13 protein-coding genes are annotated in these 14,543 nt (G+C 63.7%); 3 read left to right on the plus strand and 10 right to left on the minus strand.

Going from position 1 to position 14,543, the window contains the following annotated elements; genetic code table 11:
- Positions 1–2: 2 nt before the first annotated feature.
- The 8 genes from PDMSB3_RS00850 to PDMSB3_RS00885 form a co-directional block, all read right to left on the minus strand.
- Positions 3–857, minus strand: a complete 855-nt coding sequence (locus PDMSB3_RS00850; protein WP_007179650.1) for a sensor histidine kinase — start codon at positions 855–857, stop codon at positions 3–5.
- A gap of 433 nt (positions 858–1,290) precedes the next feature.
- Positions 1,291–2,061, minus strand: coding sequence for a ferredoxin--NADP reductase (locus PDMSB3_RS00855; protein ID WP_007179649.1), 771 nt, complete (start codon positions 2,059–2,061; stop codon positions 1,291–1,293).
- Between the two features lie 90 nt (positions 2,062–2,151).
- Positions 2,152–2,436: a hypothetical protein gene (locus PDMSB3_RS00860; RefSeq protein WP_007179648.1), complete on the minus strand. Its 285-nt coding sequence runs from the start codon at positions 2,434–2,436 to the stop codon at positions 2,152–2,154.
- A 294-nt stretch (positions 2,437–2,730) separates the two neighbouring features.
- Complete coding sequence (locus PDMSB3_RS00865; protein WP_007179647.1) at positions 2,731–3,690, minus strand: ABC transporter permease; 960 nt, start codon at positions 3,688–3,690, stop codon at positions 2,731–2,733.
- Positions 3,691–3,720: 30 nt separating this feature from the next.
- Positions 3,721–4,692, minus strand: coding sequence for an ABC transporter permease (locus PDMSB3_RS00870; RefSeq protein WP_165187303.1), 972 nt, complete (start codon positions 4,690–4,692; stop codon positions 3,721–3,723).
- Between the two features lie 55 nt (positions 4,693–4,747).
- Entirely contained in the window at positions 4,748–6,322 is a 1,575-nt protein-coding gene (locus tag PDMSB3_RS00875; RefSeq protein ID WP_232064236.1) for a sugar ABC transporter ATP-binding protein, read from the minus strand.
- Between the two features lie 435 nt (positions 6,323–6,757).
- Positions 6,758–7,777, minus strand: coding sequence for an ABC transporter substrate-binding protein (locus PDMSB3_RS00880; protein ID WP_007179644.1), 1,020 nt, complete (start codon positions 7,775–7,777; stop codon positions 6,758–6,760).
- 114 nt (positions 7,778–7,891) lie between these two features.
- Positions 7,892–8,944 carry a LacI family DNA-binding transcriptional regulator gene (locus tag PDMSB3_RS00885; RefSeq protein ID WP_007179643.1) on the minus strand — a complete coding sequence of 351 codons (1,053 nt, stop codon included), beginning with the start codon at positions 8,942–8,944 and terminating at the stop codon, positions 7,892–7,894.
- Positions 8,945–9,299: 355 nt separating this feature from the next.
- Between PDMSB3_RS00885 and PDMSB3_RS00890 the strand changes: the two genes are divergently transcribed.
- A complete protein-coding gene (locus tag PDMSB3_RS00890; RefSeq protein ID WP_007179642.1) occupies positions 9,300–10,280 on the plus strand; it encodes an aldose 1-epimerase in 981 nt (326 codons plus the stop codon).
- A gap of 36 nt (positions 10,281–10,316) precedes the next feature.
- Here the strand turns inward: PDMSB3_RS00890 and PDMSB3_RS00895 are convergent, their stop codons facing one another.
- Together PDMSB3_RS00895 and PDMSB3_RS00900 are read right to left on the minus strand one after the other, a co-directional pair.
- Positions 10,317–11,114 (minus strand): endonuclease/exonuclease/phosphatase family protein, encoded by a 798-nt coding sequence (locus PDMSB3_RS00895; RefSeq protein WP_007179641.1) that lies wholly within the window; start codon positions 11,112–11,114, stop codon positions 10,317–10,319.
- An 88-nt stretch (positions 11,115–11,202) separates the two neighbouring features.
- Complete coding sequence (locus PDMSB3_RS00900) at positions 11,203–11,739, minus strand: hypothetical protein (protein ID WP_007179640.1); 537 nt, start codon at positions 11,737–11,739, stop codon at positions 11,203–11,205.
- A 269-nt stretch (positions 11,740–12,008) separates the two neighbouring features.
- Between PDMSB3_RS00900 and PDMSB3_RS00905 the strand changes: the two genes are divergently transcribed.
- On the plus strand, positions 12,009–12,986 hold the full coding sequence (locus tag PDMSB3_RS00905) for an AAA family ATPase (protein WP_035517750.1): 978 nt from the start codon (positions 12,009–12,011) through the stop codon (positions 12,984–12,986).
- Positions 12,987–13,370: 384 nt separating this feature from the next.
- Positions 13,371–14,477: an NAD(P)/FAD-dependent oxidoreductase gene (locus PDMSB3_RS00910; protein ID WP_035518437.1), complete on the plus strand. Its 1,107-nt coding sequence runs from the start codon at positions 13,371–13,373 to the stop codon at positions 14,475–14,477.
- Positions 14,478–14,543: the final 66 nt, after the last annotated feature.

Consider the following 14,543-nt stretch of genomic DNA (forward strand, 5'->3'; position numbering starts at 1 on the left):
GCTCACGATTGCAGGGCGTGCCGGCGGGCGCGCGGCGCGTGCGCCAGCATGGCGTCCCACGCAAAGCGCGCCCGGACGATAGTTCCACGCGACTGCGTGCCGCTGCCGCCGCGCTCCGCATCGGCGCGGCGGGCGCTGACGCGCAGCGTGCCGTCGAAGGCCGCGCAGCGCGCCTGCATGCCGCTCAGGCCGAAATGGCCGCGTCGGCTGCCGGTGTCGCGCGTCACGCCGATGCCGTCGTCGGTCACGATCAGTGTGAGGTGACGGCGGCTGGTTTCGATGCGCACGTCGGCGGATTCGGCGCGCGCGTGTTTGGCAATATTGTTCAGCGCTTCCTGCGCGACGCGGAATACGGCCAGCGCGGCGTCGGCGGGCAGGCGCGTGAGGCGCACGTCGGCGGCGCAGACGAAACTCGTGCGCAATTGCGTGCGCGCGGCGAAGTCGCCGGTCCAGTGGGCCAATGCGCCGACAATGCCTGCATCGAGCGACGGCGCATGCAGTTCCGCGACAGCCTGGCGGCTGGCTTCGCACACGGCATCGAGCGAGCGGTTCGCCACGGCGAGCGCGGCGGCGCACTGCGGCGGGGCATCGGCGGGCAGCCAGGTTTCGACGCCGGCAAGCGCGAAGCGGGTGGCGGTCAGCTCGGCGCCTACGCCGTCGTGCAACTCGCGCGCCACATGGCGGCAAGCGGCTTCCTGCGCCTGGACGAGTTCGGCCGAGAGTTCGCGCACCCGGGCGCGCAACCGTTCGATTTCCTGTTGGGTCGACGAAGACGGCGCAGCGGACGCGTCGGATCCTTCACGTGCCGATGACGTGGGAAGATGGGCGGCGAACGGGACGACAGTCGACGTATCCATGACCTTCCTTCTCAGAATGCAATGCGGACGGCGAAGCGGGTACGCCCTGGCGGCGTGAAGACGAAAGAACGCATACAGGTCTCAGGCCTCCAGGTGCAAGCCGTTGCGCTTAGGGCGCAACCGGTGAATCGCTACAGTATGGCGTAACGAAATTTACATTCAGTAACATGGCGGGCGGGCCATGGCAGGCGTGTCAATTTGACTGACGATGCGCCGCGATGATATCTCATAAATAGAAAAAATGCAGTCGCACCAAGGGTTAGCGCCTTGATTTCACGCAATCCATGATGATTTGTCATGCGATTCCTGTAGGAAGAATGCTGACGCCGAATGTCGTGCTGGAGACGCTGATTTGTAACCGGCAACAAAAAAGGAGCCCGAAGGCTCCTTTCGCTGATTCCGCGGCCAGAGCCGCAAAAATCCAACCGTGGCTTCAGCCAACGAAGGCTTTTTCGACCACGTAGTGACCCGGCGCGTTGTTGCTGCCTTCCTGAAAGCCCAGGTCGTCGAGCAGCTTGCGCGTGTCGCGCAGCATATGCGGGCTGCCGCACAGCATGACGCGATCGTTTTCGAGCGAGAAGCCCGGCACGCCGAGGTCGGCGAACAGCTTTTCGGTTTCGATCAGCTCGGTGATGCGGCCGCGGTTCTGGAACGCTTCGCGCGTGACGGTGGGGTAGTACAGCAGTTTTTCCTGCACCAGCTCGCCCAGATGCTCGTGCGCCGGCAGATGATCCGTGATGTATTCCTTGTACGCCAGCTCGTCGACAAAACGGCAGGTGTGCGTGAGCACGACGCGCTCGTAACGGTCGTAAATGTCCGGATCCTTGATGATCGACATGAACGGCGCGAGGCCGGTGCCGGTGGACAGCAGCCACAGCGTCTTGCCCGGCAGCAGGTTGTCGGCCATCAGCGTGCCGACCGGCTTCTTGCCGATCAGGACTTCGTCGCCGACCTTCAGATGCTGCAAACGCGACGTGAGCGGCCCGTCCTGCACCTTGATGCTCAGGAATTCGAGGTGTTCTTCGTAGTTCGCACTCGCGAGGCTGTATGCGCGGATCAGCGGCTTGCCGTCGACTTCAAGGCCCACCATCGTGAACTGGCCGTTTTCGAAACGGAACGACGGATCGCGCGTGCAGGTGAAGCTGAAAAGCGTATCGGTCCAGTGATGGACGCTCAGGACGGTTTGTGAATTCAGGTTGCTCATGGCTTCTTGGATAGTGCGAAAACAAAGGCGGCCAGTCGTCTTGAGCCGGCCGGCACGGCAAGGGCGATGCTGCGTTAACCCATATGGGAATCAAGCGCAATCCGCTATTTTACCGCGCCTGCTGCCTGTAGCGCCGGCGCGACGGTTGAGCGTGGTCAAGCGGGTGACCGGACCCGGAAGCGTCGGCGCCGGCAGTCGGTAAAACCGGGCGCCGCGAAGTACGTTGGCATGGATGCGGCCGCGCTTCGGAAGGTACGGCGATGAGCGAAAGCCGCGCAGGGCGGCCGCCATCGGCTGTCCGGCATGCGCCGGATAGGCGCGCCGCGCGGGCAGCATTTTCAGGATGATACCGAAACCCGCCATGCGCTGCAGCATTGACCCTGCTGATAAAACTGGCAAGAGTCGCACGAACGGTGAGGAAATGGACGGTGGCGGGATGCCTGGCGTACGCGTGACGGTGTTTTCATCCGGCCCGCGCGGGTGTCGCGGGGTTGGTACACAAAGGTGGGTCAATCGTCGTTAGGCACGCCTGAGTTCCAATTGAAATAAGGCTTTCTGCAATTATCGTTTCGATTACTCCGAAGCGTGCAAGTCGGTGCCAGCGGCGATGAACCTGAACCGCCGCGCCGCCGTGCCGCACAGATCGACAAGGCCGCGTGAATGCGCCGCTCACGCCGGAGCCGCTACCCGCTTTTTCCCGCGCTGTTTCAGCACCCGGGCCTGCAACACGATCACGAGCAGCAGGAACACGCCGCGAATCACCGATTGCCAATACGCCGACAAGCTGATAAATCCCAGCCCGTTTTCGAAGTTCAACAGGTTGAACACTAGCCCCAGCAGCAATACGCCGGCAATCGTCATCCCGATCGAGCCTTCCCCGCCCGTGAGCAACGTGCCGCCGAGCACGACCGCCGAGATGGCGAACAGCTCCCAGCCGACGCCTTCGTTGGGTTGTCCCGCGCCGAACTGCGCGGCGAGGATCACGCCCGCCATGCCGGCGAGCAGGCCGCTCACCGCATAGGCCATCACGAGAGTGCGGTCGACGTTCAGGCCCATCAGCCGCGCGGCTTCCTCGCTGCCGCCGATCGCCAGCGAATGCCGCCCGAAGCGCGTACTGCGCAGCGCGAGCCAGCCGGCCAAGGCCGCCAACACTGCAACGATGCCGGGAATCGGCAGCCCGAACAGATCGCCCTGACCGAAGTTGCCGAAGTTCGATTCGGCGGAAATCGACACCGCATCGTTCTTGCCGAGCAGCAGCGCGACGCCGTGCGCGCCGAGGCTTGTCGCGAGCGTGACGATAAACGGCAGGATCTTCAGACGCGTGATAATCAGTCCGTTCAGCACGCCGACCGCGAGTCCCGCAGCGCATCCTGCCAGCACGGCGACCCAGCCGCCGTACACGCTGGTCAGCGCGGCGACGACGCTCGCCAGCGCGGCCACCGTGCCCACCGACAGATCGATGCCGCCCGTGATGATGACAAACGCCATGCCCACCGAGATGAGCGCGAACATCGAGTTGTAACGCCAGAACGACGTAATGTTGTACGCCGAGCCGAAATGCTCGTAGCGCACGAGGCCGAACACGACGAGGGCGGCCAGCGCGAGCAGGATAGGAAGATTCTTTTTCATCGCATCGAGTCCGGGAATGTCCTTGCCGCGTCAGCGCGAGCGCCGCTGCACATAAACGGCGGCGACGATAATGCCGGCCTTCACCACCAGCGCCGCCGCGTCGGGAATGCCGTGCGCAAGCAGCGTGTAGCGCAGCAACTGGATGATCAGCGCGCCGATCAGCGTGCCGCCGATATACGCTTTGCCGCCGGTGAGCGCCGTACCGCCGACGGCGACCGCCGCGATTGCATCGAGTTCGACGCCGAGCCCGACCACGTTCGCATCCGAGGACGAATTCACCGAGATCGAGATCAGTCCCGCCAGTCCCGCGAGCGCAGCGCACAGCGTGTAGGCGATCAGCTTCACGGTGGCCGTCGGCACGCCGCACAGATAGGCGGCCTTTTCGTTGCCGCCGGTGATCAGCAGATATTGACCGAACAGCGTCTTGCGCACGACCCACACGAACACGGCGACGAGCGCGAGCATCAGCAGCACCTGGAACGGCACGCCCACGACCTTGCCGAGCGCGATCCACTGGAAGGCGGGCGTGTTGAACGCCTGCAGGCTGCCGTCGGTGACGACCTGCGCGATGCCGCGGCCGGCGATGAACAGCACCAGCGTCGCGACAATCGGCTGCACGGATAACTTCGTCACCAGCAAGCCGTTGAAGACGCCGCACAACGCGGCGGCCAGTACCGGCAACACGAACGCGAGCGTAATGCCGGCGGGACCGGCAATGTTCAGGAACAGCATCGGCGCGAGCGCACCGGAGATCGCCATCGACGCGCCCACCGACAGATCGATGCCGCCCGTCGCCACCACCAGCGTCATGCCGATGCCGACGATCACGATCGTCACCACCTGCGTCATGTTGACGTTGAAGGTTTGCAGCGACCAGAAGTGCGGCGTGAAGAACAGATTGAAGAGCACCATCGCGAGCAGGACGATCACTTCGCGCTGCATGGCGAGATGGCGCCATTTGCGCACGGTCGTTGCCGGTGCGGCGCGCGGCGCGGCCGTCATCTGCTGGGCGGTCTCGCCGAGCCGTGGCTCGGTATGCAACGTTTCGGTGGGCAACTTAAGCGCCATGACGGTCGCCCTCCAGCGCGTCTGCGATGTGTGCGGCGTTTGCCGTTTGCGCGGCATCGGCCAGTTGCGAATGGCCGTCGCCGCCGTAGGCAATGGCATCCATGATCGCGGTCTCGCTCATGTCGACGCCGTTCAGTTCGGCGACCGTGCGGCCGTCGCGGATCACCACGGCGCGATCGGCCACCGCCGTCAACTCTTCCAGCTCGGAGGCGGACAGCAGCACGGCGAGGCCCGCGTCGCGCAGTTCACGCACGATCTTCGCCACGTCCGCTTTGGCGCCGACATCGATGCCGCGCGTCGGTTCGTCGAGCAGCAACAGCGATGGCTCGGCCGCCAGCCAGCGCGCCAGCAGAACCTTCTGCTGATTGCCGCCGGACAGTTCGCGGATAGGCTGATCCGGCGAGCGCAGCTTGATGCCGAGCGACGCAATGAAGCGATCGACAATCGCCTGCTGCTTCTTCACGTCGACCACGCCGTTCTTCGCCAGCGTGCGCAGACAGACGAGCGTGAGGTTGTCGCGCACCGAAAGTTCGGGGACGATGCCTTCGGCCTTGCGGTCTTCGGTGAGATAGGCGAGGCCACGCGCGATCGCGTCTTGCGGCGACTTCAGCGCGACGGTTTCACCGCCGATCGTGAGCGAGCCTCGCTCCAGCGGATCGGCGCCGAACATCAGCCGCATGGTTTCCGTGCGACCCGAGCCGAGCAGGCCGGCGAGACCCACGGCTTCGCCGGCATGTACTTCGAGCGAGACGTCGCTCACTTTCGGATGCGCGCTCAGATGTGTTGTCGCGATCATCTGCTTGCCGCGCCGCGCGAGGTTCGTTTCGCGGGCCGCGGTGTCGTCCTGGACGACGGCGGCGAGCGTGCGGCCGAGCATCGTCGTGACGAGCTGCAGTTTGTCCATCTCCGCCATCGTGCTTTGCGCGACCGTCTGGCCGTCGCGCATCACCGTCACGCGGTCGCACAACGCGTACAGTTCGTCGAGCCGGTGCGACACGAAGATCACCGCGCGGCCGTCGTCGCGCAGCTTGCGCACCACCGTGAAAAGCAGTTCCACTTCGCGTTCGTCGAGCGACGAGGTGGACTCGTCCATGATGACCATCTTCGCGTCGGACGACACCGCGCGCGCGAGCGCCACCATCTGCTGGATCGCGGTCGAATAGCGGCCGACCGGTTTCTTCACATCGATCTGCAAGCCGAACGATTCGAGCAGCGCGGCGGCGCGTTGCTGCACCGCGCGCCAATCGATCAGCCCGAAGCGGCGCGGCTCGCGGCCGAGGAAAATGTTCTCCGCCACCGAGCGGAACGGCACCAGATTGATCTCCTGATAGATCGTGCTGATGCCGGCTTCGCGCGCCTGCTTGGGCGTGCGGAAATCGACCTCGCGGCCTTCGAAGCGCACGCTGCCCGAGCCGCGCCGATAGGCGCCGGTCAGGATCTTGATCAGGGTCGATTTGCCCGCGCCGTTCTGGCCGATCAGCGCATGCACTTCGCCGGCGGCGACGCTCAGATTGGCGCCGCGCAGCGCGGGCACGCCGCCGAAGCTGATGCCGATGTCCTGCATGTCGAGCAGCGGCGAACGGGTAAGGGGAGAGTGTGGCGTCTCTTTGCCGGATTCCGTCACGGGTGTCCTCCTGATGCATGTGCTGCTTTATTTGCCGCGTGCGCGCCAGCTATGCATTGCGCGTGCGAGCCGGTGCGGCCCTTCGTTCGGGGCTCTTATGCGGGCGATGTCGCTCAATCATGGTACGCCGCATAAAAGCGAAGCGACGGTTCGTGCTGCCACGAACGCGTCGCTCCGAACCCTTCCCGTCGCCCGCCCCCCGAGGAGACCGATTCGAGGCGGGGACGTCCTGCGAGGCAGTCCCCGATCCCTATGCCTCAAACAGCGCGTGCTTCAGGGCGGGAGACTTCCTTCGGGCGCCGCCGGAGCACGCGGACGCTCCGCTACAGCATGGCGCTCAAACTTCAAGACTGCGCAGACAGCGGCGCCTCGCGATCAATAGCCGTACTGCATGTTCTGCTGCACGTTGCTCTTGTCGTAGAACTTGTCGGACACTTTGACCCACGTCGGGATTTTTTCGCCCTTCGCGTAACGCTGTGCGACGTCGCAGGCGAGCGGGCCGAAGAACGGGCTCGACTGCACGCTCGCGCCTAGTTCGCCCGCCGCGATCGCGTCCATGCCGCCCTTGGTGCCGTCGATCGTGACGATCTGGATGTCCTTGCCCGGCTGCTTGCCGGCGGCCTTGATCGCGGCAATCGCGCCGAGCGCCATTTCGTCGTTATGCGCGTAGACAGCGGTGACGTCCGGATGCGCCTGCAACAGCGTTTCCATGACCTGGCGGCCCTTGTCGCGCGCGAAGTCGCCGCTTTGCGACGCGATGATCGTCATGCCCGGATTCTTCGCGATGACTTCGTCGAAACCCTTCTTGCGATCGTTCGCGGCGGACGCGCCGGTGGTGCCTTCGAGTTCGATGATTTTCGCCTTGCCGCCCGTCGCCTTGACGAGCCAGTCAGCTGCGCGATGGCCCTGATCGATGAAGTCCGAGCCGATGAACGTGATGTAGTCGCGGCCCGCCTTGGCGACCGATTGATCGACGTCGCGGTCGACGAGAATCACCGGAATGCCGGCCTTTTTAGCTTGCAGCACGATCGGTGCAAGCGGCTTTTCTTCGCGTGGCGGGAACACCAGCAGATCGACGTGCTGCGCGATCATGTTCTGGATGTCCGACACCTGCTTGGAGTTCGAACTGTTGGCGTCGGTCATGACCAACTGCCAGCCGCATTTCGCGGCGACGTCCTTGAAGCTCTTGGTTTCCGCGAGACGCCACGGGTTGTTGCTTTCGGTCTGCGCGAAGCCGACCTTCAGCGGAGTCTTGGTGGGCAGCTTCGGCAATGCGTCGTCGGCGTGCGCGGTGGCGACGCCGAAACCGATTGCCAGAGCCAGCAGCGAACCCGCCAGCGGACGAATCTGCTGCTTGCGCGCGTGACTGCGCGACTGCGTGTTGAGCGACGCCATGTCTTCCTCCAGTACCTGGTGAGGTAGGTGTATTTGCTTTTAGTGTTGCTCCTGCCGGCCGGCGGTGTTTGCCTGACCCGACGTGCCGATTATTTCACCTGGAATTATTATCAGTCAATCACTAATAATATTAGTTATTGGCTTTTTTGCCTCGGTAATTACCCTGACCGAAGCACGTTCGACGAGCGGACCGTCGAGCTTGACCATGCGATGCCGGACCGGCGCACCGGCTGCCCGATTGTGTTCTTCCTGTAGCAGGGTTTCGACGGCCCAGCGCCCCAGTTCGTAGTTCGGCAGCACGACGGTCGAGAGCGGCGGATGCGTATGGCGGGCGATTTCCTGGTCGTCGTAGCCCAGCACCGAGACGTCTTCGGGCACGCGCAGGCCGAGTTGTTTCAGGGCTTCGATGGCGCCGATGGCGGTCAGGTCGTTGGCGCAGAAAATCGCGGTCGGCGGATTGGGCTCGCGCATCAGCGAGAGCGTCAGTTCAAAGCCGAGACCCGAACTCCAGTCGCCGTCGCGCACCATTTCCGGCGCGAAAGGCAGGTCGGCGGTGGCAAGCGCGGTGCGGTAGCCTTTCAGACGGTCTTTCGATGCATCCTGCCAGGGCTCGCCGTTGATATAGCCGATCCGCCGGTGTCCGGCCTGCAGCAGATAGTCGGTTGCCAGATGGCCGCCGGCCACTTCCGCGGGCACCACCGACGAAAACCCGCCTTCGCCCGTATAGCAATTCAGCAGCACGGTCGGCACCTGCGAGAGCGCCGCCGGCGGCGTCACCTTGCGCGTATAGACGGTCGCGTAAATCACGCCGAACACATGCGGATTCGACAGCGTGGCGTCGAGCACCTGCTTTTCGATGTCGGCGTTGCCGTGCGTCGAATAGACCGCCAGCATCTTGCCGCTCGCATAGGCCGCATCGCGCGCGCCGTCGACGTTGACGACCGGATGCGGACTGGTGGAAATCTCGTCGGCGAGGTAGACGATCAGATTGCGCTCGTCGCTCGAAGCCGATACCGGCTCTCGCAGCGACAGCCGGTAGCCGAGGTCGTGCGCGGCTTTCAGCACCTTGTTGCGGGTGGCCTCGGAGAACTTCGCGCCAGTCGCGTTGTTCAGCACGAGCGAGACTGTCGATTGCGACACGCCGGTGAGCTTGGCGATGTCGGTCATGGTCGGACGGCGTTGGGTCGATTTTTTCATTGTGCGGGCCGCGCTGCAGCGGCGCTGGAACTGGGGTATGCCGTGGGCATCGTGGTGCTGACGGTACCACTAATAATATGCGCGCGGCAACGCGCGCTAACCCGCCATTTGGGAGGTGTCTATCGACCTTCGTGCAGGGTCGGTTCGACAAATTTATTACTAATAATATTGACGGGTGCGCTTTGGCGTGCGATTCTCGGTCGCGCGGACCCAGACAGTCCGCCGGTCGTGCGCTGTGCGCGGCACGCAACAGGAGACACCGATCGATGGAGACACCGCGACGCGTTCATGCCGCCATCCGCCCGAGCTCCCGTCTTTTCTGACCATGCGCGACGTTTCCTTGAATTCGATCCGGCCGCCCGCGACCGGACTCATGTGGCTCGACGATCCCGCGATCGTCGCCACGGTCGTCACGCTTTCGGCTGGCGCGCTGCGTGTCGTGATCGCGCCCGAAGTGGGCGGCGCGCTGGCAGCTTTCTACGAAACGACGCCCGACGGTCCCTTGCACTGGCTGCGACCGGCGGCGCCGGCCGCTTTCGCCGAACGCGACCCGCTGCGCATGGCGAGTTTTCCGCTCCTTCCGTACTGCAACCGGATTCGCGACGCGCGTTTCGAATTCGACGGCGGCACCATCGACCTTGCCGGCAACGACGCGCGTTTCGCCCACGCGCTGCACGGCAATGCGTGGCGGCATCCGTGGCAAGTGGGAGCGCGCACGGAAAGCTCGGTGGAACTGCACTTCGAACACGAACCGGATTCGCGCTTGCGCGGCGACTGGCCGTTCCGTTATCGCGCTCAGCAGAGAATCGAGTTGAGCGGCGGCGCGCTCCACATCACGCTGTCCGCGCAAAACCTCGCCGCGCGGCCGATGCCGTTCGGTATGGGCCATCACCCGTACTATCCGCGCACCGCGCAAACCCGCGTGTACGCCGAAGTGGGAGCCATGTGGCATGCCGACGCCGACGTGCTGCCCACGCATCTCGGCCCGCATCCGGCGGTGGATGCGTTGCGCGAAGGCATGTCCGCCGACGCCTTCGATCTCGACAACAACTTTGCGAACTGGTCGCGCGAGGCGACCATTGCGTGGCCCGACGAACACCGTCGCCTGACGATGACCGCCGACGCGCCATTCGATCACATGGTGGTGTTCGCGCCGGCCAACGATGCGCAACTGTGCGTGGAACCGGTGACGAACACCACCGATTGCTTCAACGCGGTCGGCATGCGTGAGCATGTAGGCGGCTGCGTGTTGCAGCCGGGCGAGAAGATTGCCGCGACGGTGAAATGGACGCCGCACAAAAACTAGCGTGCAGCGCCTGTGCTTGCGTTTGCCTGCCTTTGCCTATTCGAGCCGCAAGCGGGCCATATACGGCAAGTGATCCGAGAGCCACGCGGTTTCCTGCGTCGGCTGGATCCATTCGACCGGCTGCATGCCGCGCACGAACATCTTGTCGAGCGCAAGTGCCGGTGAGAAAGCCGGAAAGGTGCGGCCCGATTCGCCAAGCAGCGTGGCCACTTCCTGCAGACCATGCTCACGGAAGAGCGGCACTGAATCGTTGCGCCAGTCGTTGAAGTCGCCGGCCAGCACGAGTGGACCTTGCGGTGCTTCCTTCGCGATCCAGTGCGCGATCCAGTTCATCTGACGCAAGCGTGCCGAGCGGGTGAGCGCAAGATGCGCGCACAGCAGCGTGACCGAGTGACCGCCAAAGGTGGCGCGCGCCACCAGTAACCCACGCTTTTCGAAGCGATGCGCGGAGATGTCCCAGCGCCCGCCGAGATCGAGCGGATGCGGCGACAGGATCGCATTGCCATGCCGCCACGACGGTTTGAAAACGTTCGGTCCGAGCGCGATTTCGAGCTCCAGCGCACGTGCGATTTCAGTGGCCTGGCAATGCCAGACATCGTTCAACGGATCGGCTAGCGGCGCGCCGAAACTGCTCGCCAGCACCGGCGCCGGCATGCGCCGCGCCATCGCTTCCTGTAAGAAATAGGCGTCCGCGTGGGTGGATTGCACCCACTGCTGCATGGCCTGCCAGGCCTGAAAGCCGAGCGGCGTGCGGCCCTTATGCAGGTTCCAGCTCACCGCAATGAAATCCTTGGGCGCTACGCTCTCGCGGATCAGTTCTTCGGGGTTTCGCATGCCGCGTTGTCCACGTGTTCTGTTTGGGGGCGTCGGTTAGTCGCGCGCTGTTGGTGTGTTCTCGTGCGTGTTCTTTGCATCGGTTCGATCAGTTTGCCGTGTTTGCACTGTCCGCGAGATTTGCGCGCACGCGGTATACCAGGTTCGGGTCTTTATCGACGATGGTCCAACTGGCCCATTGCCCCGGCGCCACCTTCAGGCCGGGATGGCTCGCGCTCACCTGGCGCGGTTGCGGCGGCAGCTTGCAGCCGGTGCCGGTTTGCCGGGCCGCGTCTTCCTCGAACGTTTCCTGTGCTTCGATCGACAACGTGACTCCGCTCGCGTCCGCCTGCAGTGGCGAGACGGTCAGCGTGCGCGCCAGATCGATGCTGCCGCCGGGCTGATCCTTGCAGCCGACGTTATGCTGCACGACCTTGTGATGCGTGTCCGTGCGCGCCTGACCAACCGTGGTGGTGCCGTCGAACGCGTCGATCTGCTGGCCGTCGCGCATGACCTGCAACTGCCATTGCACGACCTGCTGTGCCGGCCGTGGCGGTGTATTTTGTTGTGTGCCTTGTGCGCTTTGTTGTGCATTCGCAAGCAACGAAGTGCCGAGCAGCACGGCCAAGATACTGGTTTTCCACATAGAAGAAAGTCTCCGGTCACCGGATCCGGCGCCATAGTCAGAGGGCCATCTTACGCCTGATGCGCGCAACGCCTTTCTGACACTTCAAACGGGGCCGGGTTCAGCAACAATCCATTTCAGATAAGGCCCGCAATCCGCAAAAACAACCCGCTGTTAGCAGCAGAGCAGCACGACTGCTGGCTTGCACGCGAATATGTCCTCGCTACACTGGACCTGAAACGGCGCCCATCAGGTGCCTCAGCAGCAGGACTAGCCAGACGGGGTGAGCGATGACAACAGCAATGGTCAAACAGGAAATCGCCGTGGCATCTTTCAGTCGGGTGTACGACCTCGATCAGGTCGAGACCGCGCTGAACGATCTCGGTGAAGGTGCGAACGAGGCACTGCGCGCGACATACGAAAAGATGCTGAAAACCGGCAATCTGCGCTTTTGCGTGAAGCCGAACCGCATGCCGTCGATCGACGATCTGATCGACGCGCTGCCCAACTTTTCAGCGCCGCTCGACGACATCCGCAAACAGGTCGCCTTGTGTCTCGAAACAGAAGACCGCCTGGAACTGATGCCGATTCTGCTGCTCGGCGATCCCGGCATCGGCAAGACTCACTTCGCCAAGCAGTTGGCGCGCCTGCTCGGCACCGCGTATCAATATGTGGCGATGAGTTCGCTGACGGCGGGGTGGATTCTGTCGGGCGCTTCGTCGCAATGGAAAAATGCGAAGCCAGGCAAGGTGTTCGATGCGCTGGTGAACGGCAGCTATGCGAATCCGGTGATTGCCGTCGACGAAATCGACAAGGCGACGGGCGATTCGCAATACGATCCGCTCGGCGCGTTGTATGCGCTGCTCGAGCACGACACGGCGCAGACGTTCATCGACGAATTCGCCGAGATTCCGATCAATGCCGGGCACGTGATCTGGATTGCGACGGCGAACGACGAGCGCTCGATTCCCGAGCCGATCCTGAACCGGATGAACGTGTACGAGATCCCTGCGCCGGACCGCGAGGGCGCACGCCGGATCGCCCAGGCGATCTACGACGAGATCCGCTCGGCGCATAACTGGGGGCTGCGCTTTCCCGAGGTGCTCGGCGACGCCGCGCTCGATGCGTTGATGCGGGCATCTCCGCGTGAAATGCGGCGGGCGATTCTCAATGGCTTCGGCGCGGCGCGCATCGACGGGCGTGACCGGATCGAGGCCGGCGACATTCGCCTCGATTACGGAAATCGGCGAAAACCCATCGGTTTTTGAGTATTTTTGCCACTTTTTCGTAAAAAGCCGCCTCCAGGCGGTATTTCGCGAGCCAAATCGGGAATCCGTGCCGGGAACGGAGTGAATGCTACGGCAATTATTGCTGCGATTGAGTTGCCAGGAACCAAGCACTGTCACCTTCGACGGCGTACACTGATTCGGTCCGGCCGATACGTTTGAGACCTGCACAAGACCGAGTGCCCGCAGTGGTTGCCGACTGCGGGCATTTCTGTCTGTACGGCGTCATACAATTTTGCGTAGCGGTTGCGAATGGACGGGAGCGTTGGACAGCGAGCGGTGTACGGCACGCGTCAGCCGCATCCTGTCTTCATCTTGATCGGGCGAACGAGGCAGCGCGCGGCGAAGTTGGCCGCGTCAAGGGACATGGACCAAATCGAATGTGTAGTGATCGGCGCTGGCGTGGTCGGTCTCGCGGTGGCGCGCGCACTGGCGGCGCGCGGGCGCGAAGTGATCGTGCTGGAAGCGGCGGAGGCGATCGGCGTGGGCACCAGCTCGCGCAACAGCGAGGTGATTCACGCGGGCATCTACTATCCGCGCGGCTCGCTCAAAGCGGCGCTTTGCGTGCGCGGCCGCGAGATGCTCTACGAGTACTGCGTCGAGCATAAGGTGCCGCATTCGCGGTGCGGCAAACTACTGGTCGCCACCTCGCGCAACCAGATTCCTCAGCTTGAAAACATCATGGCAAAAGGCCGTGACAACGGGGTGCTCGACCTGATGCGAATCACCGGCGACCAGGCGCAAGCCCTCGAACCCGCGCTCGAGTGTGTCGAAGCGGTGTTCTCGCCGCAGACGGGCATTGTCGATAGTCATCAGTTCATGCTGGCGCTGCAGGGTGACGCCGAACGCGACGGCGCGGTGTGCGCGTTTCATGCGCCGGTGCAGGGGATCGAAGCGAGCAATGGCCGCTTCAACATCAAGGTGGGCGGTGACGCGCCGACCACGATCAGCGCCGCCTGCGTGATCAACAGCGCCGGCTTGCAGGCGAATGCACTGGCCCGCAAGATCCGCGGACTCGACGCGCGGCATGTGCCGCCGCTCTATCTCGCGCGCGGCAATTACTTCGGCATCTCCGGGCGCGCGCCATTCAGCCGCCTGATTTACCCGATGCCGAACGAAGCCGGTCTCGGCGTGCATCTGACCATCGATCTGGGCGGGCAGGCGCGTTTCGGTCCCGATGTCGAATGGGTCGATGCGATCAATTACGATGTCGATCCGCGTCGCGCGGAATCGTTTTACGCGGCGATTCGCGCCTATTGGCCCGCGCTGCCGGACAACGCATTGCAGCCCGCTTACGCGGGGATTCGTCCGAAGCTTTCCGGTCCCGGCGAACCTGCCGCCGACTTCGTGATTCAAGGTCCGGCCGCGCACGGCGTACGTGGGCTGGTGAATCTGTTCGGTATCGAGTCGCCGGGATTGACGGCGTCGCTCGCCATCGCGCAGCGCGTGTGCGAGCTGAGCGGCCGCGCGTAGTTCGCACGCGTTCACGCAGTTCCGGTAGCACTGCGAGGTCACCGCAAGTGCTCGGCTCGCGCGTAA

The organism is Paraburkholderia dioscoreae, assembly GCF_902459535.1.
GTDB lineage: Bacteria > Pseudomonadota > Gammaproteobacteria > Burkholderiales > Burkholderiaceae > Paraburkholderia > Paraburkholderia dioscoreae.